30 protein-coding genes and 1 riboswitch are annotated in these 23,484 nt (G+C 71.5%); of the genes, 18 read left to right on the top strand and 12 right to left on the bottom strand.

Annotated elements, in window-relative coordinates; translation table 11 throughout:
• Positions 1–30: 30 nt before the first annotated feature.
• The 3 genes from AC1DPN_RS00370 to AC1DPN_RS00360 are packed head-to-tail and all read left to right on the top strand — an operon-like array spanning position 31 to position 3,043.
• Complete coding sequence (locus AC1DPN_RS00370) at positions 31–1,080, top strand: NAD(P)-dependent alcohol dehydrogenase (protein ID WP_477082739.1); 1,050 nt, start codon at positions 31–33, stop codon at positions 1,078–1,080.
• A 23-nt stretch (positions 1,081–1,103) separates the two neighbouring features.
• A complete protein-coding gene (locus AC1DPN_RS00365) occupies positions 1,104–1,826 on the top strand; it encodes a YqjF family protein (RefSeq protein ID WP_477082738.1) in 723 nt (240 codons plus the stop codon).
• 41 nt (positions 1,827–1,867) lie between these two features.
• Entirely contained in the window at positions 1,868–3,043 is a 1,176-nt protein-coding gene (locus tag AC1DPN_RS00360; protein WP_477082737.1) for a low temperature requirement protein A, read from the top strand.
• A 43-nt stretch (positions 3,044–3,086) separates the two neighbouring features.
• On the opposite strand, the gene AC1DPN_RS00355 is transcribed toward AC1DPN_RS00360, so the two are convergent.
• The gene (locus AC1DPN_RS00355; RefSeq protein ID WP_477082736.1) at positions 3,087–3,761 is read right to left on the bottom strand and encodes a PadR family transcriptional regulator; all 675 of its coding nucleotides are present in this window, start codon (positions 3,759–3,761) and stop codon (positions 3,087–3,089) included.
• Positions 3,762–4,207: 446 nt separating this feature from the next.
• Here AC1DPN_RS00355 and AC1DPN_RS00350 point away from each other — a divergent pair, with 446 nt between their 5' ends.
• The 5 genes from AC1DPN_RS00350 (at position 4,208) to AC1DPN_RS00330 (ending at position 6,896) form a co-directional block, all read left to right on the top strand.
• Positions 4,208–4,570, top strand: coding sequence for a YciI family protein (locus tag AC1DPN_RS00350; protein WP_477082735.1), 363 nt, complete (start codon positions 4,208–4,210; stop codon positions 4,568–4,570).
• Complete coding sequence (locus AC1DPN_RS00345) at positions 4,567–4,908, top strand: YciI family protein (RefSeq protein WP_477082734.1); 342 nt, start codon at positions 4,567–4,569, stop codon at positions 4,906–4,908. The genes AC1DPN_RS00350 and AC1DPN_RS00345 overlap by 4 nt, the downstream gene beginning before the upstream one ends.
• 64 nt (positions 4,909–4,972) lie before the next feature.
• A complete protein-coding gene (locus AC1DPN_RS00340) occupies positions 4,973–5,335 on the top strand; it encodes a YciI family protein (protein ID WP_477082733.1) in 363 nt (120 codons plus the stop codon).
• Positions 5,332–5,562: a YciI family protein gene (locus AC1DPN_RS00335; RefSeq protein WP_477082732.1), complete on the top strand. Its 231-nt coding sequence runs from the start codon at positions 5,332–5,334 to the stop codon at positions 5,560–5,562. Before AC1DPN_RS00340 ends, AC1DPN_RS00335 begins: the two co-directional genes overlap by 4 nt.
• A complete protein-coding gene (locus tag AC1DPN_RS00330) occupies positions 5,559–6,896 on the top strand; it encodes an RNA polymerase sigma factor (protein WP_477082731.1) in 1,338 nt (445 codons plus the stop codon). Before AC1DPN_RS00335 ends, AC1DPN_RS00330 begins: the two co-directional genes overlap by 4 nt.
• A 10-nt stretch (positions 6,897–6,906) precedes the next feature.
• Here AC1DPN_RS00330 and AC1DPN_RS00325 read toward each other — a convergent pair whose 3' ends face one another.
• Positions 6,907–8,151 carry an Nramp family divalent metal transporter gene (locus tag AC1DPN_RS00325; RefSeq protein ID WP_477082730.1) on the bottom strand — a complete coding sequence of 415 codons (1,245 nt, stop codon included), beginning with the start codon at positions 8,149–8,151 and terminating at the stop codon, positions 6,907–6,909.
• Positions 8,152–8,324: 173 nt separating this feature from the next.
• Between AC1DPN_RS00325 and AC1DPN_RS00320 the strand changes: the two genes are divergently transcribed.
• Positions 8,325–9,431, top strand: a complete 1,107-nt coding sequence (locus AC1DPN_RS00320; protein ID WP_477082729.1) for a GNAT family N-acetyltransferase — start codon at positions 8,325–8,327, stop codon at positions 9,429–9,431.
• A gap of 12 nt (positions 9,432–9,443) precedes the next feature.
• On the opposite strand, the gene AC1DPN_RS00315 is transcribed toward AC1DPN_RS00320, so the two are convergent.
• The gene (locus AC1DPN_RS00315; protein ID WP_477082728.1) at positions 9,444–9,629 is read right to left on the bottom strand and encodes a helix-turn-helix transcriptional regulator; all 186 of its coding nucleotides are present in this window, start codon (positions 9,627–9,629) and stop codon (positions 9,444–9,446) included.
• An 8-nt stretch (positions 9,630–9,637) separates the two neighbouring features.
• Between AC1DPN_RS00315 and AC1DPN_RS00310 the strand changes: the two genes are divergently transcribed.
• Positions 9,638–9,772 carry a hypothetical protein gene (locus tag AC1DPN_RS00310; RefSeq protein ID WP_477082727.1) on the top strand — a complete coding sequence of 45 codons (135 nt, stop codon included), beginning with the start codon at positions 9,638–9,640 and terminating at the stop codon, positions 9,770–9,772.
• Here AC1DPN_RS00310 and AC1DPN_RS00305 read toward each other — a convergent pair.
• The 4 genes from AC1DPN_RS00305 to AC1DPN_RS00290 are packed head-to-tail and all read right to left on the bottom strand — an operon-like array spanning position 9,762 to position 14,426.
• Positions 9,762–10,526 carry an SRPBCC family protein gene (locus AC1DPN_RS00305; protein ID WP_477082726.1) on the bottom strand — a complete coding sequence of 255 codons (765 nt, stop codon included), beginning with the start codon at positions 10,524–10,526 and terminating at the stop codon, positions 9,762–9,764. The genes AC1DPN_RS00310 and AC1DPN_RS00305 overlap by 11 nt on opposite strands.
• Positions 10,527–10,556: 30 nt before the next feature.
• On the bottom strand, positions 10,557–11,621 hold the full coding sequence (locus tag AC1DPN_RS00300) for an ABC transporter ATP-binding protein (protein ID WP_477082725.1): 1,065 nt from the start codon (positions 11,619–11,621) through the stop codon (positions 10,557–10,559).
• Positions 11,618–13,318, bottom strand: coding sequence for an ABC transporter permease (locus AC1DPN_RS00295; RefSeq protein ID WP_477083824.1), 1,701 nt, complete (start codon positions 13,316–13,318; stop codon positions 11,618–11,620). Before AC1DPN_RS00295 ends, AC1DPN_RS00300 begins: the two co-directional genes overlap by 4 nt.
• 46 nt (positions 13,319–13,364) lie before the next feature.
• Entirely contained in the window at positions 13,365–14,426 is a 1,062-nt protein-coding gene (locus AC1DPN_RS00290) for a thiamine ABC transporter substrate-binding protein (RefSeq protein WP_477082724.1), read from the bottom strand.
• Between the two features lie 66 nt (positions 14,427–14,492).
• Positions 14,493–14,610: riboswitch (TPP riboswitch) on the bottom strand.
• 57 nt (positions 14,611–14,667) lie between these two features.
• Here AC1DPN_RS00290 and AC1DPN_RS00285 point away from each other — a divergent pair.
• From AC1DPN_RS00285 to AC1DPN_RS00250, 8 genes are all read left to right on the top strand, one after another.
• Entirely contained in the window at positions 14,668–14,943 is a 276-nt protein-coding gene (locus tag AC1DPN_RS00285; protein ID WP_477082723.1) for a DUF4235 domain-containing protein, read from the top strand.
• Positions 14,944–14,988: 45 nt separating this feature from the next.
• Positions 14,989–15,117, top strand: a complete 129-nt coding sequence (locus AC1DPN_RS00280) for a hypothetical protein (protein WP_477082722.1) — start codon at positions 14,989–14,991, stop codon at positions 15,115–15,117.
• Between the two features lie 121 nt (positions 15,118–15,238).
• A complete protein-coding gene (locus AC1DPN_RS00275) occupies positions 15,239–15,568 on the top strand; it encodes a YciI family protein (RefSeq protein ID WP_477082721.1) in 330 nt (109 codons plus the stop codon).
• The gene (locus AC1DPN_RS00270; protein WP_477082720.1) at positions 15,565–16,806 is read left to right on the top strand and encodes an RNA polymerase sigma factor; all 1,242 of its coding nucleotides are present in this window, start codon (positions 15,565–15,567) and stop codon (positions 16,804–16,806) included. The genes AC1DPN_RS00275 and AC1DPN_RS00270 overlap by 4 nt, the downstream gene beginning before the upstream one ends.
• Before the next feature lie 49 nt (positions 16,807–16,855).
• Positions 16,856–17,347, top strand: coding sequence for a histidine kinase (locus AC1DPN_RS00265; protein WP_477082719.1), 492 nt, complete (start codon positions 16,856–16,858; stop codon positions 17,345–17,347).
• Between the two features lie 80 nt (positions 17,348–17,427).
• Positions 17,428–18,273, top strand: coding sequence for a DUF4097 family beta strand repeat-containing protein (locus tag AC1DPN_RS00260; protein WP_477082718.1), 846 nt, complete (start codon positions 17,428–17,430; stop codon positions 18,271–18,273).
• Positions 18,270–19,208, top strand: coding sequence for an ATP-binding cassette domain-containing protein (locus tag AC1DPN_RS00255; protein WP_477082717.1), 939 nt, complete (start codon positions 18,270–18,272; stop codon positions 19,206–19,208). The genes AC1DPN_RS00260 and AC1DPN_RS00255 overlap by 4 nt, the downstream gene beginning before the upstream one ends.
• Complete coding sequence (locus tag AC1DPN_RS00250) at positions 19,205–20,041, top strand: ABC transporter permease (protein WP_477082716.1); 837 nt, start codon at positions 19,205–19,207, stop codon at positions 20,039–20,041. The genes AC1DPN_RS00255 and AC1DPN_RS00250 overlap by 4 nt, the downstream gene beginning before the upstream one ends.
• Before the next feature lie 123 nt (positions 20,042–20,164).
• On the opposite strand, the gene mnhG is transcribed toward AC1DPN_RS00250, so the two are convergent.
• From mnhG to AC1DPN_RS00225, 5 genes are read right to left on the bottom strand one after another with little or no spacing between them, the layout of a single operon-like run.
• A complete protein-coding gene (gene mnhG / locus AC1DPN_RS00245) occupies positions 20,165–20,539 on the bottom strand; it encodes a monovalent cation/H(+) antiporter subunit G (protein WP_477082715.1) in 375 nt (124 codons plus the stop codon).
• Entirely contained in the window at positions 20,536–20,934 is a 399-nt protein-coding gene (locus tag AC1DPN_RS00240) for an MrpF/PhaF family protein (RefSeq protein WP_477082714.1), read from the bottom strand. The genes mnhG and AC1DPN_RS00240 overlap by 4 nt, the downstream gene beginning before the upstream one ends.
• Entirely contained in the window at positions 20,931–21,488 is a 558-nt protein-coding gene (locus tag AC1DPN_RS00235) for a Na+/H+ antiporter subunit E (protein WP_477082713.1), read from the bottom strand. Before AC1DPN_RS00235 ends, AC1DPN_RS00240 begins: the two co-directional genes overlap by 4 nt.
• Positions 21,485–23,026 carry a Na+/H+ antiporter subunit D gene (locus tag AC1DPN_RS00230; protein WP_477082712.1) on the bottom strand — a complete coding sequence of 514 codons (1,542 nt, stop codon included), beginning with the start codon at positions 23,024–23,026 and terminating at the stop codon, positions 21,485–21,487. Before AC1DPN_RS00230 ends, AC1DPN_RS00235 begins: the two co-directional genes overlap by 4 nt.
• Positions 23,023–23,481, bottom strand: a complete 459-nt coding sequence (locus tag AC1DPN_RS00225) for a Na(+)/H(+) antiporter subunit C (protein ID WP_477082711.1) — start codon at positions 23,479–23,481, stop codon at positions 23,023–23,025. Before AC1DPN_RS00225 ends, AC1DPN_RS00230 begins: the two co-directional genes overlap by 4 nt.
• Positions 23,482–23,484 lie beyond the last annotated feature (3 nt).

The raw sequence follows: 23,484 nt of genomic DNA, 5'->3' as shown, positions 1-23,484 counted from the left end.
CCTCCCCCCAGCACATTCGAGGAGACCGCTGTGCCTCTGACCGTTCCCGCCCTGCTCACTCCTGCCCCCGGGGCGAAGTTCGAGCGCGGCACCATCGAGCGCCGCGAGCTCCGCGAGCACGACGTCCTGATCGACATCGCCTACGCGGGCATCTGCCACTCGGACATCCACCAGGCTCGTGAGGAGTGGGGCAAGGCCATCTTCCCGATGGTCCCCGGCCACGAGATCGCGGGCGTCGTCACGGCCGTCGGCTCAGGTGTCACCCAGCGCGCCGTCGGTGACCGCGTCGGCGTCGGCTGCTTCGTCGACTCCTGCCGCGAGTGCGCACGCTGCGTCTCCGGCGAGGAGCAGTTCTGCGAGCGCGGCAACGTCGCCACCTACAACGGCCGCCAGTACAGCGGCGAGCCCACGTACGGCGGCTACTCGACGCAGGTCGTCGTGGACGAGAATTACGTCCTGCACATCCCCGACGGCATCGAGCTGGACGTCGCCGCTCCCCTGCTGTGCGCCGGCATCACGCTCTACTCGCCGCTCAAGAGCTGGGGCGCGGGACCGGGCCGCAAGGTCGCGATCGTCGGCATGGGCGGCCTCGGCCACATCGGCGTCCAGATCGCGCACGCGCTCGGCGCCGAGGTCACCGTGCTCAGCCAGTCGCTGTCCAAGGAGGCCGACGGCCGCACCCTGGGCGCCGACCACTACTACGCGACGGCCGACCCGGAGACGTTCCGCACCTTGAAGGGGACGTTCGACCTGATCATCAGCACGGTCTCGGCGGACCTCGACATGAACGCCTACCTGCGGATGCTCGCGTTCCAGGGGTCGTTCGTGTTCGTCGGCCTGCCCGAGAACAGCCAGTCGTTCAGCGTCTTCGCGCTCACCGCCGGGCGTCGGTCCATCTCCGGGTCCAACATCGGCGGGATCCGCGAGACGCAGCAGATGCTCGACTTCTGCGCCCAGCACGGCATCGCCTCGCTCGTCGAGACGATCACCGCCGACGAGGTCGACACGGCCTACGACCGCGTCGTGGCGAGCGACGTCCGCTACCGGTTCGTCATCGACACGTCGACGATCCCGGCCTGACACCGGCCCGTACGGTGGGCGACGTGGACCCCATCCAGCACGTCGCCCCACCCCTGACCGGGCGCGTGATCCTGTCGCAGGAGTGGCAGCGGGTGAGCGTCCTGCACTGGCGGGTCCCCTCCGACGAGATCGCGCACCTCTACCCGCCCGGGACTCGTCCCGACGAGTTCGACGGCTCGTCGTGGGTCGGCCTCATCGCGTTCTGGATGGCGCGGTTCCGCATCGTGCCCGGGCCGGCGCTGCCGTACATCGGCGACTTCCCCGAGATCAACGTCCGGCTCTACACGGTCGACGCCCACGGCCGCCGAGGCGTGCTGTTCCGGTCGCTCGAGGCGTCGCGGGCGCTCACGGTGCTCGGCGCGCGGACCGTGATGAACGTGCCGTACCAGTGGGCGCGGATGTCGGTGCGCCGGGACGACGACGTCCTCGACTACCGGTCGACGCGGCTGACCGGCACGCGCCCGTCGACGCGGATCGTGGTCCGCCCGTCGACGGAACCGGTCGTCGGCGACCCGCTGGCCGACTTCCTCACCGCCCGGTGGGGGATGCACACCGTGATCCGGGGGCGGACCCGGTTCGTGCCCAACGACCACGAGCCCTGGCCGCTGCGTCAGGCCACGCTCGTCTCGCTGGACGACGAGCTCGTCGCAGCCGCGGGCGTCCCCGTCGTCGGTCCGCCCGACTCGGTGCTCTACTCCCCGGGCGTCCATGCCCGGTTCGCGGTCCCGCACCTACCGGTCGGCTGAAACCCTCGTCCGGCGACGGGTGAGCAGGGCAAGGTAAGGCCGTGCCCCTGCGCTTGCGGACCTCCGACGCGAGCCACCGCGTCACGACCTTCGAGCTGTTCTTCGACCTCGTCTACGTCTACGCGTTCACGCAGGTCAGCCACCTGATGGCCGAGGGGCACAGCGCTCTCGGCGTGCTCCAGGCGCTGATCGTCCTCGGCCTGCTCTGGTGGACGTGGACGTCGTTCAGCTGGCTGGCCAACCAGTCGCCCGCGGACCAGGGCGTGCTCCGGGCCGGGATGTCGGTCGCGATGGCGACGATCTTCGTCGCCACCCTGGCCATCCCCGAGGCCTTCCACGACCTGCCCGGCGGGCTCGACGGCCCGGTGGTGTTCGTCGTCGCGTACGGGATCGTGCGCATGGTCCACATGTCGCTGTACCTGGTCGCGGGCCGCGACGACCCGGGCCTGCAGCGGCAGGTGCTCCGCACGCAGCTCGTCGCGATGCTGCCGGCGTTCGCCCTGCTGCTGGTCGGCGCGATCGTCGGCGAGCCCGCGCAGACGTGGATCTGGCTCGCCGCGGTGGCCTGGGACCTCGCGCTCACGCTGCTGACGGGCCGCGGTGGCGACTGGCGGCTGCAGTCGCCGTCGCACTGGGCCGAGCGGTACGGGCTGGTCGTCATCCTGGCGCTCGGGGAGTCCGTCGTCGCGATCGGCGTGGGCGCCTCGCACCTGCCGGTGAGCGTGCCGGTGATCGTCGGCGCCGTCCTCTGCGTCGCGCTGGCGCTCGTGCTGTGGTGGGTCTACTTCCCGGGGTGCGCCAACTCGGCCGAGCGCGCGCTCGCGGAGAGGCAGGGGGTCGCGCGCGCCGAGTACGCGACGCTCGCGTACACCTACCTGCACTACGTGCTCATCGCCGGCGTCGTCGTGGCCTCTCTCGGCGTGGAGGAGGCGATGGCTGAGATCGGGTCGGAGGAGCCGTTCGGGATCTTCGGTGCGGCCGTGCTCTGCGGGGGCGTCGCCACCTATCTCGTCGGGACGGCGGTGCTCCTGCGCTCGGCCGGGCGGAGGTGGTCCTGGGTCCGGCTCCTTGGTGCAGCCACGGCCGTCGCTCTCGTGCCGCTGCTCACCGCGCTCCCGTCGCTCGCGGGTCTGGCCGTGATCGTCGCGGTCGCCTACGTGTTCGCGGTCGCCGAGGTGCGCCTGTACGCGAGGACCTACGCCGAGCCGGTGGCATGACGACGACGGCACCCCGTCTCGGAGTGCCGTCGTCGCGGATCGGTCAGGCGTCCTCGACCGGGGCGTCCGCGACCGGGTCACCGGCCAGGATCAGGTAGAGGTCCCGGCGCGACCGCTCGAGGACCGCGAGCGCCTGGGTGGCCTGCTCGTCGGTCCCCGTGCGTGCCACCTGCTGGGCCGCGCCGGCGAGCGCCTCGAGGGCGCCGCGCAGGTTGCGTCCCGGCGAGGTCGGCCGGCTCGCGGCGTCCTCGAACGGGCTGCCGAGCTGCTCGGCGTTCTCGGTGACGTAGGTCGTTCCAGCCTCGGTGAGGCGGGCGAGCTTGCGGCCCGACTCGGCCGTGATGGCGACCAGGCCCTCGTCCTCGAGAAGGTTGAGCGCCGGGTAGATGGCGCCGGGGCTCGGCCGCCACTGGCCGCCGGACCGCTCGCCGATCTCCTGGATCAGCTGGTAGCCGTGCATCGGCTGCTCCTTGAGGAGCAGGAGCACGGCCGCGCGGATGTCACCGCGACCGGCACGCCTGCCGGGGCCGCGACCACCGGGGCCGAAGCCCGGGCCGCCGAAGCCACCGAACCCGCGGTGGCCGCGCGGGCCGCCGGGGTGCTCGCCGTGCGGGTAGCCGCCGCGGCGCGGGTCGAAGCCCTCCTCATAGGGGGCTCCGGGAAAGTCGCCCCGTCGGGAGCGGCTGGATGTCTGGGGGTGTGAGTGTGGGTGTCGCATGAGTGGTTCTCCTTGAACAGTTCGGTGCTCGGGCGGCGTCTGCGGCCCGAGGGCGTCGCGGCTGGCGCGGGGATCGCGTCGGGCTCAGCGGCGTCCGGGAGGTGTTGCTCTCCACCGGATGTCCGTAACGATATATCGTTGATAGAACTTTGACAAGCCCTATCGATATAACGCTCAGAGTCGAGCGAACACCTCACGTCGTCGGCCGACGATCCTCACCTCGCCGCCGCCGGCCAGCAGGCGTCGCGCCACCGCCGGCCCGATCCGCGTCCCACCGCCGGTCACCACCGCATGTCTCATGCTCGGCTGGTTGCTCGCCGGGCACGCGCACGAGCTCCGACACCCAGGCGCCCGAAGATCCGTGAGCCTGTCGATTCGGCGGACCCTCGCGCGTCATCACCTCGACGGGGCACAGTAGGTGCGCCGACGAGTTCGAGGAGACCGCGATGACCGCAACATGGATGGTGCTGCTGTACGGCGACGAGGGGTTCTGGGAGTCGGCGTCGCAGGAGGTCAAGGACCGGATCATGGAAGAGCACGGCGCCTACGCGACCGCCTGTGCCGAGCGCGGCTACAAGATGGTCGGCGGCGAGGAGCTCGCGTTCTCGAGCTCGGCGATCACCGCCCGTCGGGTCGACGGCGGACCCGTCACCGTCACGGAAGGGCCGTACAGCGAGACGGCCGAGTACCTCGGCGGCTACTACGTCTTCGAGACCGACGACCCGCAGGGTCTCGCGCAGCTCACCGGCGAGCTGCTCCTCACCGACGGCGGCGGGGCCGAGCTGCGACCGGTCATCCAGCACCCATGAGGTTCCTCGTCCTGCTGTACCAGGACGAGCAGGTCTGGGCAGCGGCCGACGAGGCCCTGATCGCGCAGTACTACCGCGAGCACGACGCCTACTCGACGCGTGCCGCGCAGTACGGCGTGACCATCGAGGGCAGCGAGGCGCTGCGGTCGGTGCACTCCGCGACGACCCTGCGGCGGGCGGGCGACGACTCCACGATCTGGGAGGGGCCGTTCGCCGAGACCGCCGAGCAGCTGGGCGGCTACTACCTCGTCGACGCGCCGTCGTTGGACGCCGTGCTCGCGCACGTGCGACTCCTGCCGGAGTACACGATCGAGGTCCGCGAGATCGCGCAGATGTGATGTCGATCCGGTGCAGCGCCGGCCGTCATGCGGTCACCAACATCTCCTCCCGAAGGGTGCTGTCATGACCGAGTACATGGTGATCCTGCATCGGTCCGAAGAGCGGGCCGCGACGCTCTCGCTCGCCGAGTTCGCCGAGGCGCGGGACGCGCACGACGCGTTCCAGAAGCTCTGCGCGGACAACGACTGGCCCATCAGCAGCGGCGCGCCGCTCGCCCCGGCCGCCCGTGCGCGGTCCCTGCGCCCGGACGGTCGGGGCGGGCTCGCCGTCACCGACGGGCCTTACAGCGAGACGGCCGAGCAGGTCGGCGGGTACTACATGGTCTTCGCGACCTCGCTCGACGCCCTCACGGAAGCCGTCGGACCGCTCGTGCTGAACGGCGAGCACGTGGAGATCCGGCCCACCGACCGGGAGACGTACCAGTGAGGTTCGTCGTCCTCTCGCTGGGGTCGCCGTTGCCCTCCGGGGTCTCGCTCGCGCCCCCCGAGACTGCGACACTCGTCGTCGACAGCGCCGTGCACCCGTCGGGTTTCGACGGAGGACTCTCGGAGCTGTCTGCCTTCGCCGTGATCGATGCGGCGTCCCTCGACGAGGTCCTCGACCTGCTCCCTCCGGTGGGCACCTTCGAGGTCCGGCCCACGGAGGTCGCGTGACGGATGCACTGCCGGACGACGCGGCGTCCGACGCTGCTTCCACCGCGCTCGCCGACGCGTGGCGCACGTCGTGGTCGCGCCTGATCGGGCTCCTGATCGGCCAGTACGCGCGACCGGACCTGGCGGAGGACGCCGTCTCGGACGCGTTCGAGGCCGCCGCGCGGCACTGGCCCGTCGACGGGGTCCCGATGAACACCGGAGCCTGGCTGCTCACCGCCGCACGCCGACGCGTCCTGGACCGGCTCCGTTCCGAAGCAGTCCACCGGCGCAAGGAACCTCTGATGGTGGTCGACGACGAGATGCGTGCCGCTTCCGCAGCGGTCGTCGACCCCGGCGCGCACGTGGCCGACGAACAGCTCCGCCTGATCTTCGCCTGCTGCCACCCCGCGATCGCGCCCGACGACCGCGTCGCCCTGACGCTGCGGTTCGTCGTCGGCCTGACCACCACCGAGATCGCCCGGCTCCTGCTCGTCCAGGAGACCGCCATGGCCGCCCGGCTGACGCGCGCCAAGAAGCGGCTCGCGTCCTCCGGCATCCCGTTCGCGACCCCTCCCGCAGCCCGCCTCGACGAGCGCCTCGACGTCGTCGCGACGGTCGTCTACCTCGCCTTCACCTCGGGCTACCACCCCGGTGTCGGTGACGTTCCCCTGCGCGTCGACCTCGGTGACGAGGCCATCCGGCTCCTGCGCGTCCTCGACTCCCTGCTGCCGTCCCGCCCGGTCGTGCGCGCGCTGCTGGCGCTCCTGCTCCTGCAGCACTCCCGCCGCGACACCCGCATCGCCCCCGACGGCACCCTGATCCTGCTGCCGGACCAGGACCGCTCCCGTTGGCACCGCGACGAGATCGCCGAGGGCATCGCGATCCTCGAGTCCCTGCCGTCGGCGCTCCCCGCTCGCGAGACCCCGTCGGGGGCCGATCCCTCGGCGGACACGTCCGTCGTCACCCGGCTCGCCGAGGAGTACCGGCTCCAGGCCCTCATCGCCGCCGAGCACGCCACCGCCCCGACGGCCGCCGACACCCGCTGGTACGTGATCGCCGGCCTCTACCTCCAGCTCGAACGTCTCACCGGCAGCCCGGTCGTCCGTCTGGCCCGCGCAGTGGCGGTCGCCGAGGCCTCCGGCCCGGAAGCCGGCCTCGAGCTGCTGGACGGCCTCGAGGTGGCGCTCCCCCGGCACCACCGCGTCCCGGCCGTCCGCGCCGAGCTCCTCGTCCGCGCGGGCGACCCCACCGCAGCCGCCGCCTCCTACCGTGAGGCGCTGGCCCTGGTCACCAACCCCACGGAACGCACCCACCTGGAGTCCCGCCTGGCCGCTCTGGACCTGCCGGCAGGCTGAGTCTCGATGCTCACGCCCCCAGGGCGAGAAGGACGAGCAGGGTCAGGTTGAGGATCACGACGAGGGCGACTACCAGGAGAAGGACCGCGTGCAGGCGGGGACCGTTGCGGTAGCGCCCCATCACCGTCGCCGAGCGGGTCATGCGGACCAGGGGGATGACCGCGAACGGGATGCCGAACGAGAGGACGACCTGCGACACGACGAGGGTCCAGGTGGGGTCGGCGCCGAGGGCCAGGAGCAGCAACGCGGGGATCAGGGTGACCGCGCGGCGCAGGACGAGGGGGACCCGACGGTGCAGGAGGCCCTCCATGATCGTCGCGCCGGCGTACGCACCGACCGAGGTCGAGGCGAGGCCCGAAGCGAGGAGCCCGATCGCGAACGCGATGCCGATCCCGATGCCGAGGGCCGCGACGATCGCGTCGTACGCCCCGGGGATCGAGTCGGTGCCTTCCACACCGCGCAGACCGGAGGCGGCCAGGAGCAGCAGGCCGATGTTGACCACGCCCGCGACCGCGAGCGCGAAGCCGACGTCCCAGCGGGTCGCCCGCAGCACGCGCGGGACGTCGGACCGGGCACCGTGGCGGTCGCGCGCGAGGGCCGAGTGCACGTAGATCGCGTGCGGCATGACGGTCGCGCCGAGCATCGACGCCGCGAGGAGCACCGAGCCGGGGCCGTCGAACCGCGGGACCAGGCCGGACAGCACGCCGCGGGCGTCGGGCGGCGCGACGAACAGGCCGGCGAGGAACCCGATGGAGATGACCACGAGAAGGCCGACGATCACGAGCTCGAACCGGGACTGCCCGTAGCGGTTCTGGGTGACGAGCAGGAGCAGGGAGACGACGCCGACGATGAGCCCGCCGAGCGGCAGCGGGACCCCGAACAGGAGCTGGAGCGCGATCGCACCGCCGACGACCTCGGCGATGTCGGTGGCCGCCGCGACGAGCTCCGCCTGCGCCCAGAACGCGAGCCGCGGTCCTCGTCGCAACCGCTGGCCGAGCAGTCCCGGCAGCGACTGACCGGTGACCAGGCCGAGCTTCGCGGACTGGTACTGCACCAGGACTGCCATGGCGTTGGCGACGACGAGCACCCACAGCAGCAGGTAGCCGTAGCGCGCGCCGGCGGTGAGGTTCGCGGCGACGTTGCCCGGGTCGACGTACGCGATGGCCGCGACGAACGCCGGGCCGAGCAGGAACGCGAACTTGCCGCGCGCGCGGGCGGGCGCCGGCTGGGCGTCGACCGTGGTTCGGCTGGACATCATCGGCTCCAAAGTTCGGCTCTCCGAACTTATGATAGCGGGTGGGTGGATCCTCGGGCGACGGGCCGCCCCGACAGAACTGCGTGGACAGATTCTTGCTCGGGCAGGAGGGACAACGGTCACGCGACGAATATGGGCTCGACCCCCGACTGGTCCGGCGGGATGGTGGAAACATGACGACGACGTGGTCGATCCGCGAGATCCCCGAGCTCGAGAGCACCAGCTCCCCGGGTTCATGGCTGCTGCACGGGTTCGTGCAGGCCACGAACGCGGTACTCCTCGACAGCTGGGGCACGCACGACTACGACCGCACGGCACACGAGATCCTCGGCTCGCTGCACGACCAGAAGTACGTCCGCAAGATCCGGCTGGTCGCCGTCGACGACGCGGGCGACGACGAGGACCCTGCTCGCGTGCTCGGCGTCGTGGCGCTGAACCTGCCGCTCCAGGACAACACGCACCTGGCGATCCTCGAGGTCAGCGTCCGGCCCGAGGTGCGCGGTCGCGGCCTCGGCTCGTCGCTCCATGACGCGGCCATCGAGCTGTCGCGGGACGCAGGGCGCACCCGCGTGCAGGCATCGGTGGACCAGCTCGTCGAGCCCCCGCAGGGTCCCGACACGCTCCAGCCGTCGACCGGGGAGGGCCGGGTCCTGCTGACCGACCCGAACACGCAGTTCGCGATCACGCGGGGGTACGAGCTGGAGCAGGTCGCGCGCCGGTCGGTGTTCGAGCTGCCGTTCGACCCGGCGTACGTCGAGCGTCATCTGCGGGAGGCGCAGGAGCACGCCGGACCGGACTACCGGATCGTCTCGTGGGCGGACCACTGCCCGGAGGAGTGGCTGGATGCGTACGCGCTCCTGGCCACCCGGATGAGCACAGACGCGCCGGTCGGCGGTCTCGACTACGAGGAAGACGTGTGGGACGGCGAGCGGATCCGGGTGACCGAGAAGCAGCTGGAGGAACGTGGGCTCGGGATCCTGGTACTGGCGGCCGAGCACGTGCCGACGCACACGCTCGCAGCCTTCACCGAGTTCATGACGGTCCCGCACACGCAGGAGTTCGTGCACCAGAACGACACGCTCGTGCTCAAGGAGCACCGCGGAAAGCGGCTCGGCATGCTGGTCAAGGCCGCGAACCTGCAGCGTCTCGCGGCGGAGTACCCCTCGGTCCGACGCGTCAGCACGTGGAACGCCGAGGAGAACAGCTACATGCTCTCGATCAATGTGACGCTCGGCTTCCGGCCCGCGGGCGGCGCGGGCGAGTGGCAGCTCAAGCTCTAGCCGGAGATCGGTTCAGGCGGTCGCGACGAGCCGTGCGCGGTACTGCTGCGGGCTGACCCCGTGCTCGCGCTTGAACGCGGCGCTGAACGCGAACGGCGTCCCGTACCCGACCTGCCGCGCGACCGACGCGACCGTCGCGTCGGACTGCTCCAGCAGGTCCGCGGCGAGCGACATCCGCCAGCCGGTCAGGTAGGCCATGGGGGCCGATGAACGACGCGCTCGCGAAGGGCAGCACGACCTGGCCGGACTACGTCCGGGGCTGGACCGCTCTCAACCACGTGCGTGCGGCGTCCGGGATCACCGCCGCGGCACTGATCGGGGCGTCTGCCCTCAGGAGGTAGTGACGGACCGGGGCAACGACGCCGCCCACCACTGGTCCCACCGGTCGCGGACCTCCGCGAACGTGGCGTCGTCGAGGCCGTACGTCGAGAGGATCGCGCTGACGGTCCCGTGCGGCGGGGCGGCCGCGGCGGGCGTCTCCATGATCACGAAGTAGATGGCGCTGATCCCGTGCAGCCGGAGGCCGAACTGCATGGGTGTCATGTAGTCGATCGTGCCGCCGAGCAGCGTGCCATCGGGCCGCCGGGCCTGCACGTGCCCTCCGACGGGGACGCTGCGGATGCCGGCGATGCCCGCGTGGTGGAGCAGCCGGTCGCCCGCGCCACCCGCGTCGAGGCCGAACACCGACAGCGTCCGACGCTCCTCGCCCGGGTGGACCGTCACGGCGAACGCGAGCTGGTGGATGTATGCGATCCAGCCCTCGTCGACCTCGTCGCGGACCCCGTCGTAGATGGCCTCGCCCTGGTGGCTCCGCCGCGTGACCGACAGGCGCGTGTGCCCGGGCATCGACACGGTGGACCGGGCGGTGACCATCACGTCGTGGTGCGGCCAGGTGAGCGTGCGGACCGTCGCGTCACCGATGACGTCGTGCGCCTCGACCGGGTCGGCCAGCACCTTCTTGATCTCGGCGTCGAGCCCCTCGTGGTCCCAGCTGAACCAGCGGTGCACGAGCTGCGGCTCGCGCAGGTACGGCCACACGGTCGCGAGCGGCACAGGGATGTCGACCGCCACGACCTCACGGAGCTCCAGCGTCATCGCTGCTCACCTCGCTCTCTAGCAGCGACGTTAGTCCGGCATCTCGGGAGGGGAAAGCGGAAGGACCGCGAGGGCGTCCGGCTCCACCGAGAGCTCGACCACGTCCCCCGGGGTCCAGCGGCCCCCGACCGGGCCGAGGGCCGTGACCGCGCCGATCCCCTCGACCTCGACGTGGACCTCGGAGCGCCCGCGGCGCGAGGCGACGCCGGTGACCGTGCCCTTGGCGACGGGCGGGCGGCCGTCGGCGGCCCCTGACAGGCCTATGACGGGACGGCTGACGACGAACGCGCCCTCGGCGAGGGCGATGGTCGAGTCCGACGAGCCGCGCGGCCCGAGCGCGTCACGCAGGGGCGCGGCCGCCTCCGAGCCGGCCGCGACGAACGCCTCGTAGCCGAGGAACGACGCGACCTCGCGGGACACCGGCGCGCGCCACAGGTCGGACGGCTCCGCGACCTGCAGCAGGCGGCCGTCCGCCATGACGCCGACGCGGTCGGCGACCGCGAACGCCTCGTCGTGGTCGTGCGTGACGAACAGCGCGGTGGTGCCGGTCGCGACGAGGGCCGCGCGCAGGTCGACCGCGAGCCGCTCGCGCAGGGTGCGGTCGAGTGCGGACAGCGGCTCGTCGAGGAGCAGGAGGCGTGGCCGCGGGGCCAGCGCCCGGGCCAGGGCGACGCGCTGGCGTTCGCCGCCGGACAGGGTGGCGATCGCGCGCGACCCGTAGCCCACCAGGCCGACGAGCTCGAGCAGGTCGTCGACAGGGGTCCCTCGCGGCAGTCCGTACGCCACGTTCCCCGCGACCGAGCGGTGCGCGAACAGCTGGCCGTCCTGGAACATCAGCCCGAACCCTCGCCGGTGCACGGGAACGTCGGCCAGCGAGGTCCCGTCCCAGCGCACCGAGCCGGCGGCGAGCGGCTCGAGGCCCGCGACCGCACGCAGCAGCGACGACTTGCCGCAGCCGGAGGGACCGAGGAGCGCGACGACCTCACCGGCGGCGATCGACAGGGACACGTGGTCGACGGCCGCGCCCGGTGCGCCCGGGTAGGTCACCACCACGTCGTCGATGGTCAGGGCCTGAGGGGATACGAGCGCAGTCACCACTCACCTCCGGATCCGGCGGTCCGCAGCTTCTCGCAGGTCGCGACGATGAGCGTGGTCAGCAGGGCCAGCACCACCGAAGCCGCGAGCGCCATGCCGTAGTTGTCGGGCCCGGGCCGGCCGATCAGCCGGAAGATCACCACGGGCAAGGTCGGCCTGTCGGGCCGGGCGAGGAACGAGGTGGCGCCGAACTCCCCGAGCGACGCCGCGAACGCGAACCCGACCGCCAGCCCGAACGACCGCAGGGCCAACGAGAGGTCGACCGTGCGGAGCACCCGGAACGGCGAGGCGCCGAGGGTGGCCGCGGCCTCGCGCAACCGCGGGTCGATCGCGCGCAGGACGGGCAGCACGGTGCGCACGACGAGCGGGACCGCGACGACCGCCTGCGCGATCGGCACCAGCAGCGGGCTGGTCCGCAGGTCGACCGGCAGCCCGAACGGGTGGTGCATCGACAGCAGGAACCCGAACCCGACGGTCACCGCTGACACCCCGAGCGGGAGCATGAACAACGCGTCGAGGCCCGCGACCGCGCGCCGTCCGACCGGGCGCCGTGGTCGTCGCGACACGACGAGCGCGACCAGCCCGCCAACCACGAGCGCGATCGTCGTGGCATCGACCGCGATCCGCAGCGAGTTGAGCGCGGCCTGCCAGACGGTCACGGTCAGCGAGCCGCCCGTGGTCCCCAGCGCGGTGTAGTTGTCGAGGCTCCAGCCCCGCGGCGTGTGCAGCGACCGGACGACGAGGTTGACCAGGGGCGTCGCGATGAGGACCACGACGACGGCCGTCACCACTGCCGCCGCCAGCGAGAGAGCGTGCCCGTCCCCGGGTGGCGTCCCGGACGGGCGGCGCCACGTGAGCGTCCGTACGGACAGGGACGGCTCCGAGAGGGCCAGCGCACGCTCTCGTCGCGACCTGGCCCGCCCCGCCACCACGAGAACCCCGGCGACGACGACGAGCTGCACGACCGACAGGACCGCGGCGGCGCGCAGGTCGAGGAACTGCGTGGTCTGGATCCAGATCTCGGTCTCGATCGTCCCGAACTGCAGACCACCCAGGACGAGGACCGTGCCGAACGCGGTCGCGCAGAACAGGAACGCGAGCGAGGCCGCGGACGCGATCGCGGGCGTCAGCGACGGGAGCGTCACGGTACGGAACGCCTTCCACGGCGAGGCACCCAGGGCACGGGCGGCCTGCTCGGCTCGCGGGTCGAGCCGTTCCCACAGCCCACCGACCGCGCGCACCACGACGGCGTAGTTGAAGAAGACCAGGGCCGCGACGATGGCCGCGAAGGTGCCGTCGAGCTGCAGGAACCCGAGCGGCCCACCGTCGACGAGGAGCGACCGGAACGCGACGCCGACCACGACGGTCGGCAGCACGAACGGCACGGTGACCAGGGCCCGCACGACGGAGCGCCCCCGGAACGTGTGCCGGAAGAGCACGTACGCGCCCGGCACGCCCAGGAGCACGGAGATCACGGTCCCGAGGGTGGCCTGGGCGATCGTGAGCCCGATGATGCGCCAGGTCCGCGGGCGGGAGAACACGTCGGCGAACCCGGACAGGTCCACCTGCCCGTCGACGACGAAACCCTTCCCGATCATCACTGCGACCGGCCACGCGAAGAAGATGCCGAGGAACAGCAGCGGGACGAGGACGGCCACCGTCCAGAACGCGACGACGCGCGCCCGCCCCGACGACACTTGTGATGGGGTCGTCGTGGGTCGGGCGAGCGTCGTCGTCACGGCACTAGCCGATCACCGTGGCTGACCACTGCTCGAGCCAGGCCTCGCGGTTCTTCGTGATGTCCGCGGGCGACACGAAGAACGGGTCGTCGGCGAGCGGCGCCCATGACGCCCACTCCTCGGGCAGGTCGACCGCCGTGCTCACGGGGTACATGTACATCGACCCGGGGATGTCGGCCTGGACCTCGTCGGACAGCAGGAAGTCCAGCAGCTTCTCGGCGCCGGTCGGGTTGGCCGCGCCCGTCAGCACGCCCGCGTACTCGACCTGCCGGAAGCACGTGTCGAGCAGCGCGCCGGTCGTCGGCTCACTGCCACCCTCGGGAACGGTGAACGGCGGCGACGACGAGTAGGACAGGACGATCGGGCGCGGGCCACCGCCTCCACCACCGGAGAAGTCGGTCTCGTACGCGTCCGACCACCCCTCGGCGATCTGCACGCCGTTGCTCTTCAGCGAGGCCCAGTACGACTCCCACCCGTCCTCGCCGAACGCGCCGACCGTGGCGAGCAGGAACGCCAGCCCGGGAGAGGAGGTCACCGCGTTGGGCACGACCGTCAGGTCCTTGTACTCAGGCTTGGTGAGGTCCTCGAGCGTGACCGGCTCGGCCTGCCCGTGGTCGGTGAACCAGGTGTGGTCCACGTTGATGCAGACGTCGCCCTTGTCGATCGCGGTCAGCGCGTCGGAGCCCTCGACCGCGTACTCCTCGGCGTCCGCGGCGGCCGGCGCCGAGGAGACGTACGACTGCACGACGCCCTCGTCGATCGCCCGCGACGCGAACGAGTTGTCGACGCCGTAGACCAGGTCGCCCAGCGGTGCGTCCTTGGTCAGCACGAGCTGGTTGACCAGCGTGCCGGCGTCACCGGGCTGGACGATCTTGACCGTCAGGCCCGTCTCCTGAGTGAACGTGTCCAGCAGCCCGTCGGACAGCACGAACGAGTCGTGCGTGACGAGCGTGACGGTGCCGCCGCCGGACGCCGACGGCTCGTCGTCGCTCCCGATGGCCGAGCACGCAGTGAGCGAGGCGGTGGCCAGAACGGCAACCGCGGTGAGCGAGAGAGTTCTCGCCATGGGTGATGCTCCTCCTTGGTCGATAAGGAGGGGGTCGCCGCAGCACGCCCGAAGGCGCGACCACGAGGACTGAGAAGCCCGACTCCCTACGCCGGTATCAACCGGATCAGGTTCGAGGGTCTGCGGAGGCCCGCACTCTCAGCGTCCAGGCCATGTGCAGCCCGACGCTCCCCTGTCGTTCGTCTGTGATCTTACGCCTGCCGGTCGCCGACGAGACCCCTTGCCCACTAGCGTGAACCGCATGCCTGAGAAGCCCCAGTCGTCGGTCCTCGCCAAGCTCGTCGGCGCCGCCGCCACGATGATCGCCGCGTGGCTGGTGCAGCACGTCATCAGCAGCATCTGGCAGCGCCAGACCGGCCACAAGCCGCCGAAGGCCGAGGACGAGGGCGACGCCGGCCTGTCGGAGGTCGTGATCGCCGCGGCGATCACCGGGGCGCTCGTGGCCATCTCCCGCGTGCTGGCCACCCGCGGGGCCGCCCACATCACGGCGCACACGGACCTCGACGAAGAGGACTGACCCGTCGAGGTGGTCTGGGCCGCACAGGCGGGGACCGACCCCAAGATGACCTCCGACGTCGTCGCCGGGCTCGAGGCCAAGGGGCTGCTGCGGCGCACCGCAGACCCGAGCGAGGCACGGGCCAAGTTCGTCCTGGTCACACCCTCGGGCGCGTCGCTCGCCGGGCTCGAGTAGGGGGCCGCGCCCTGCCGCCCCTGGTGGACAGTCGGGGATCGGGTGTCGAATCGGCACGGCGGACTTCGTTGCAAGGGTGAGCGGCGCCCACGAGAGGCACCCACGAACCACAGGAGACGAGATGCGGTACCTGCTGGCGGTGATCGACGACCAGATCGACCCTGGCCCCCCGAGCGACATGGACGCCATCTCCGCGTTCAACGACGGGCTGCGGGCCTCGGGTCACTGGGTCTTCGCCGGGGGCCTCGGGCTGCCCGGCACGGCGACGGTCGTCGACAACCGCGACGGGCAGGCGGTGCTCACCGACGGTCCCTACGTGGAGACGAAGGAGTACCTCGCCGGCTTCTGGATCATCGAGGCCCCCGATCTCGACGTGGCCCTCGAGCTCGCCACCGAGGGGTCGAAGCGGTGCAACCGGAAGGTCGAGGTCCGCCCGTTCGTGACGTTGTGAACACCCCTGCGAACGACGCGCTCACCCAGGCTCTCCGCGACGAGTGGGCGCGGATCGTCGGAGCCCTGACCAGGCGCTTCGGCGACCTGGACGTCGCCGAGGAGGCAACCTCCGTGGCCTTCGCGACGGCGGTGGAGCGTTGGCCCACCGCCGGCGTACCGCCGAATCCCGGGGCCTGGCTGACCACGACCGCCAACCGGAAGGCCATCGACCGGCTCCGACGCGAGAACAAGCGCGACGACCGGCAGAGGGAGGCTCAGGTGCGGTACGACGCGCCACCCGAGCCGCTCGGGGTCATCGACGACGACCGCCTCCGGCTCGTCTTCACCTGCTGCCACCCCGCGCTCGCCATGGAGACCCGCGTGGCACTGACGCTGCGCATGGTCGGCGGACTGACCGTGCCGGAGATCGCCCGCGCGTTCCTGGTGCAGGAGTCCGCCATGGGGCAGCGCATCACCCGCGCGAAGGCCAAGATCTCGGCTGCGCGGATCCCCTACCGCGTCCCTTCGGCGGAGGACCTCCCGTCACGCGTCTCGGGGGTGCTCGCGGTCCTTTTCCTCGTCTTCAACGAGGGGTACCTCGCGACCGGTCCCGACTCGGACCCGGTGCGGCACGACCTCACGGCAGAGGCGATCCGGCTCACCCGCCTGGTCCGCAACCTCCTCCCGGGAGACGGCGAGGTGACCGGGCTTCTCGCGCTGATGCTCCTGACCGAGGCCCGACGCGCCGCCCGGTTCTCGGCGAGCGGCGAGCTCGTCACGCTCGACGAGCAGGACCGTGGCGCCTGGGACGCCGTGCTGATCGCCGAGGGGCACCGGCTCGTACGGGAGCGCCTGGCGACCGGTGAGCCTCCCGGGCGGTACCAGGTGCTCGCGGCCATCAACGCGGTCCACACCTCGGCACGGGACGTGCGCGACACCGACTGGTCGCAGGTCGTCGCTCTCTACGACCAGCTGCTCAGCCTCGACCCGTCCCCGATCGTCGCCCTCAACCGGGCGGTCGCGGTCGCCGAGCACGACGGTCCGGAGGTGGCGCTCGCGATCGTGGACCGCCTCGAGGACAGGCTGGCGGGGTACCACGCGTTCCACGCGACGCGCGCCGAGCTGCTGCGACGGCAGGGCCGCAGCGCGGAGTCGCGCGACGCGTACGACCGTGCCATCGGGCTCGCGGGAAACACCGCCGAGACCGCCCATCTGACGCGTCGCCGAGACCAGCTGGGGAGCGCGCACCACATCTGACACCACTGAGGTGTTGCTATGACACCATGATGGTGTCATAGTGGTGCACATGGAACTTGGACAGTACGTCAGCGATCTGCAGCGCCAGCTCGTGGAGGCTGCGGAGAACGGCTCGGAGGAGACTCGGGCCGTCGCCGAGCGGCTCGCCGCCGGGCTCGATGCCGCCACACGGCTCGTGCTGCTCGACGCCCTGTCGGCCGCGGCCGGCGAGATCACGCGCGACCTGGCTCCCGGCTCGGTCGACCTCCGGCTGCGCGGACGCGAGATCGAGTTCGTGGTGACGCAGCCCCGCACCGAGCCCGACGACGCCGACGACCGACCGGTCTCCCCGGTCGACCTCGACGACGCGAGCACCTCACGCACGACGCTGCGCCTGCCCGACGCCCTCAAGGCACGGGTCGACGAGGCGGCATCGGCGGACGGCCTGTCCGTCAACACCTGGCTGGTCCGCGCGGTCGCCGCCGCGCTCCAGCCGAGGCAACGACGATCCATCCAGCGCACCCTGCGCACCGGCGACGACTTCGCAGGCTGGGCGCGCTAGCCCGGCCAGCCCTTGAGCACCCACCCACCCCACGAGACCCGTGGGGTCGGCAGAACACACCCAGAAAGGCAGGCGTCAGCATGCCCACGTACGACACCCCGAGACCGATCGACCTCGCCATCAACCTGCCCGTCGGCGGGATCGAGGTCATCGCCGGCGACCGCACGGACACCGTCGTGACCGTCTCGCCCACCAACCCCGCCAAGGAGGTCGACCGCCGCGGCGCCGAGGGCACCAAGGTCGAGTTCGACGGCACGCGCCTGACCATCACCGGCCCGAAGCCGCGCTTCAGCGTCTTCGGCCCGTCCGAGTCGATCGACGTGGTCGTCGAGCTCCCGACGGGGTCGCGGCTCACCGCCGAGATCTCGGTCGGCGCCGTCCGCACCGAAGGACGGCTGGGGGCCACCCGGATCAAGAGCTCGACCGGTTCCGTCGACCTCGACGCCACCGCCGACCTGTGGCTGCGCGCCTCGCACGGCAAGGTGACGCTCGGCCGCGTCGACGGCGGGCTCGAGGCCACGGCCGACCACGGTCAGATCAAGGTCGGCACGGTCACCGGCGACGCGATCTTCAAGGCGTCGCACGGCTCGCTGACGGTCGGCGAGGCCGGCGGCGACGTCGACGCGAAGCTCTCCTACGGCGACCTCGAGATCGCCCGGGCTCGCGGCTCGGTCACGGCCAAGACCGCGTACGGCGCCATCGACCTCGGCGAGGTCTCGGCGGGATCCGTCCAGGTCGAGAGCGGCTTCGGCGAGGTCACGATCGGCGTCCTGCCCGGCGTCGCCGCCTGGCTCGACCTGTCCTCGAAGTCCGGCCACGTGCGCAACCAGCTCGACGGCGACAGCGCACCCGACCCGAACGAGCAGACCGTCGCGGTCCGCGCACGCACCCAGTTCGGCAACGTCACAGTCAGGAGGGCGAAGTGAACGCCATCGAGGTCCGGGGGCTGCGGAAGTCCTACGGCGACAAGGTCGTCCTCGACGGCATCGACCTCACGGTCGGTGCGGGGACGGTCACCGCGCTGCTCGGCCCGAACGGCGCGGGCAAGACCACCGTGGTCAACATCCTGTCCACGCTGCTGCGGCCCGACGGCGGGACGGCGGTCGTGAACGGCTGCGACGTCGTCCGCGACCCCGACGGGGTTCGCGCCTCGATCGGCCTGACGGGCCAGTTCTCCGCGGTCGACGGCCTGCTCAGTGGCGAGGAGAACCTCACGCTCATGGGCCGGCTGCGCCATCTCGGACCGAGACAGACGAAGGTGCGGACCGCCGAGCTGCTCGAGCAGTTCGACCTCGTCGAGGCGGCGCGCAAGCCGCTCGCGACCTACTCGGGCGGCATGAAGCGTCGTCTCGACCTCGCGATGACCCTCGTCTCGACGCCGAAGGTGATCTTCCTCGACGAGCCGACCACCGGCCTGGACCCGCGCAGCCGCCACACCATGTGGGACATCGTGCGCGGCCTGGTGTCGGACGGGACGACCGTGCTCCTCACCACCCAGTACCTCGAGGAGGCCGACGAGCTCGCGGACCGGATCGCGGTGCTCGATGGTGGTCGGATCGTCGCCGACGGGACGCCCGACGAGCTCAAGCGTCTCGTTCCCGGGGGGCACATCCGGATCCGGTTCGCGGACGCGGGGGCGCTCGACGTGGCCTCCAGCCTCCTGGACGGCTCCACCCGCGACGACGCCGCTCTCGTGCTCACCGTGCCGAGCGACGGCGGGGTCGGCTCGCTGCGCTCCGTGCTGGACCGCCTCGATGCGGCCCGTCTCGAGGTCGACGACCTCAGCATCCACACCCCGGACCTCGACGACGTGTTCTTCGCGCTCACGGGCGGGGTCGAGTCGAAGGGATCCGCATCATGAGCACGATCACCAGCGCGCGCCCGAGCAAGGCACAGCGCCCCAGCAAGCACGTCGTCACCGACGCGCGGACGATGCTGCACCGCAACCTGCTGCACATGATCCGGTACCCCGGCCTCTCGGCCTTCACGATCTTCGGTCCGGTCGTGATCCTGCTGTTCTTCGTCTTCGTCTTCGGCGGCACGCTCGGCGCGGGGCTGCCGGGCGTGGACCTGGACGCCGGCCGCCCGGCGTACCTCGCGTACGTCATGCCGGGCATCCTGCTGCTGACCATCGCGGGCAGCGCGGGCGGCACCGCGACGACCGTCGCCATGGACATGAAGGAGGGCATCACCGCTCGGTTCCGCACGATGGCGATCTCGCGGGCCGCGGTCCTGGCCGGGCACGTGCTCGGGAACACGCTCCAGGCGCTCATCGCCCTGGTCCTCGTGCTCGGCGTGGGCCTCCTGCTCGGCTTCCGTCCCACCGCGAGCCCGGCCGAGTGGGCCGCCGCGGCCGGGCTGCTCGCCCTCATCTCGTTCGCGATCAGCTGGATCGGGGTCGCGATGGGCATGCAGGCGAAGTCGGTCGAGACGGCCAGCAACCTGCCCCTGCTGCTCATGTTCCTGCCGTTCCTCAGCAGCGGCTTCGTCCCGACCGAGTCACTGCCCGGCTGGATGCAGTGGTTCGCCGAGTACCAGCCGTTCACGCCGTTCATCGAGACCATCCGCGGGCTGCTGCTCGGCACCCCGCTCGGCTCCTACCCGGCGCTCGCGCTCGGGTGGTGCGTCGTGATCTCGCTCGTCGGGTACGTCTGGTCGATGACGATCTACGAGCGCAAGTCCGTCGTCGGCTGATCCGAACCCGCCAGGCGCGAGGACTACTGGTCCTCGCGCTCGGCTGACTCTCCACAGGCCGAGCGAGCGAGGACTACTGGTCCTCGCGCTCGGCTGACTCTCCACAGGCCGAGCGAGCGAGGACTACTGGTCCTCGCGCTCGGCCTGTTCGGTCGCGCGCTCCATGTCCGTCGTCAGCTCGTCGACCACCAGCAGGTCCTCGCGGATCTTGCCCGTCCGGTAGCCCGCTCGACCCACCATGTGCGCACCGACGGGTGCGGTGAGCAGCTGGAACACGGCGACCAGGACCAGCGCCCACACGGCGCCGCCGGACCGCAGGCGCAGGGCGAGCCCGAGGAGCACGAGGACCAGGCCGAGCACCTGCGGCTTGGTCCCCGCGTGCATGCGGGACAGCAGGTCGGGGAAGCGCAGCACGCCGACGCCGGCCGCGAACGCGAGGAACGCGCCCCCGATCAGGCAGATGGCCGACGCGACGTCGGCGACCGTGGTCCAGGTCATCGGACCTCCCCGTCGTGCCGCTCGTCGGCGGACTCCCGACGACCCAGCCGGCGGGCCTCCTCGGCCCGGTCCTCGGCGTCGATCCGTTCGGCCTCCCGGGCAGCGATCTCCTCGCGCGTCCGGACGCGGCCCTCGCCCTCGGGCTCCACGGACGCGAACCGGGCGATGGTCACCGAGCCGACGAAGCCGACGAGTGACAGGACGACGAGCACGGGCACCACGTCGGTGCGGCGCTCGATCGCGGCGTAGATGGCGATCGCCGCGATCATCGTCGTGACGACGATGTCCAGGCCCACGGTCCGGTCGAGCATGGACGGGCCCTTCTCCACCCGCATGATGGCCAGGGTCGCGCCGATGGTGAGCAGCACCCCGCAGACGATGACGACGACAGTCATGACAGAGCCCCCACAGACAACCCCGCGGCTATCAGTTCCTCGTCCGACGCGAACGCACGCAGCACCCGCTCCTCCTGGTCCAGCACCGACTGGCGCGCCGCCTCGATGCCGCCGCTCTGCCGCACGTCGAGCACGTGCAGGTAGAGCTTGCCCGTGAGCCGGTGCGCCTCGACCACGAGCGAGCCCGGCACCAGCGAGGCCAGCTCAGCGGTCATGGTCAGGTAGAGGTCGGAGTGGCTGCGCAGCTGCACCCCGATCACCGCGCCGCGCGTCTGGTAGCCGGGCCGCAGAGCGATCAGGCTGACCTCGAACGACGCGCGCACCAGGTCCACCGCGAACCGCGCGAACAGCTTCACGATGCCGACCGGGCGCAGCCGCCCGTGGAAGTCGATGGGAGCCATGCGCAGCCCGTTGGTGACCAGGAGGCCGATGACCAGCCCGGCCAGCACGTTGCCGACCGACAGGTCTCCCCACAGGAACACCCAGACGACGGTCAGCCACACGACGGTGGGCCACTGGGTGTGCCAGCGGGCTCGGCGAGGATGCAGGCTCATCCGTGACCACCCCCTTCCGCGGCGTCGGCCGACTCGCCCTGCCCGCGCTCCCCGTCGGGGAGCACCGCGTCGATGTACGGGGTGCGCGCCTCCAGGGACGCAGCAGCCCGATCGGTGTACCCGTACAACGGCCCCGCGGCGAAGGTGAGCGTCAGGCCGACGCCGATCAGCACGGCCGTCGGGACGACCATCCCGAACGGCAGCCGCACCGGCGGACGTACCTCCTCGGGTGTCTGCCAGAACGCCTTGTTCCAGGCCTTCACCAGCGCGTAGAGCGTCAGCAGCGACGTGAGAACCCCACCCGCGACCAAGATGTACGTCAACGTGGTTCCCTGTTGTACGCCAGCCTCCAGCAGCCCGACCTTGCCCAGGAACCCGGACAGCGGCGGGATGCCCGCGAGGTTCATGGCGGGCAGGAAGAACATGATCGCGAGCAGGGGAGCTGCCTTGGCGAGCCCGCCCAGGCGCGTGAGCGACGTCGACCCGCCCGCACGCTCCACCAGGCCCACCACCAGGAACAGCGCGGTCTGCACGGTGATGTGGTGCACCACGTAGTAGATCGACGCCGAGTAGCCCGCCTGCGTCGACAGGGCGATGCCGAACACCATGTAGCCGATGTGGCTCACGAGCGTGAACGAGAGCATGCGCTTGATGTCGTCCTGCGCGACCGCGCCCAGGATGCCGACCACCATGGTCGCCAGAGCCGCCCACATCAGGACGTCGTCGAGGCGTCCGTCCGGGAACAGCAGCGTCTGCGTGCGGATGATCGCGTAGACGCCGACCTTGGTCAGCAAACCGGCGAACACCGCGGTGACCGGGGCGGGGGCCGTCGGGTAGGAGTCCGGCAGCCAGGCGGACAGCGGGAAGATGGCCGCCTTGATGGCGAACGCGAGCAGGAGCATGACCTGCAGGACGAGCCGGGTCCCGGGGTCGATCTCGGGCAGCCGGAGGGCGAGCTGCGCGAGGTTCACCGTGCCGCACGCGGCGTAGATCATGGCGATCGCGACGAGGAACAGCACCGAGCTCAGCAGCGCGACCACGATGTACACGGTCCCCGCGCGGATACGGTCGCCGCTGCCGCCCAGCGTGATGAGCACGTAGGAGGCCGCGAGCAGGATCTCGAACCCCACGTAGATGTTGAACAGGTCGCCCGACAGGAACGCGTTCGCGACGCCCGCCGTCAGGACCAGGTACGTCGGGTGGTAGATCGAGACCGGGGCCGACTCCTCGTCGTCCTCACCGCCCTGGGCCAGCGAGTACAGCAGGACGCAGAGCGTGACCGCCGCGGAGATCGTGAGCATGAGCGCGGACAGCCGGTCCGCGACGAGGTTGATCCCCACGGGTGCGGCCCAGTCGCCGACGTCGACGACGATCGGGCCGTCGTCGGCCAGCACGAGCAGGGTGATCGACGCGGCCAGCACCAGGCTGAGCGCCGTGACGCTCACGATCCGCTGGATGGTGGGGCGTCGGTACAGCGCGAGCGCGAGCCCGGCCGCGAACAACGGGATGACGACCGGCAGGGGGACGACCCAGTTCACAGGGCACCCCGATCCGTCTCGTCGCGAGCCTCGGCCGCCTCGTCGTCCAGGGTCTCCGTGAACAGCTCGGTGTCGTCGTCGGTGACGGCGCGCAGGTCGCGGGCCGCGAGCCGGGCGATGCGTCGGTCCTCGACGTCGTCCTGCACCTCGTCGTGCCGGTGCAGCTGCCACGAGCGGTACGCCAGCGCGAGCAGGAACGCGGTCATGCCGAGCGTGATGACGATGGCCGTGAGGACCATGGCCTGCGGCAGCGGGTCCGACATCGGGCCCTCGCCCTCGCCGACGATCGGCGGTCGCCCAGCGGCACCACCGGCGACGAGGAACAGCAGGTTCGCGCCGTTGCCGATGAGGATGACGCCGATGAGCACGCGCGACAGGCTGCGCTCGAGCAGCAGGTACACGCCGGACGCGAACAGCACGCCGATCGTGACGACGAGGACGAGGTTGGGGCTCATGTC

It is taken from the genome of Cellulomonas sp. P4_H4 (assembly GCF_056400865.1).
The sequence above is the reverse complement of the archived record's forward strand: the minus strand, read 5'-3'. Positions and strand labels throughout refer to the sequence as shown.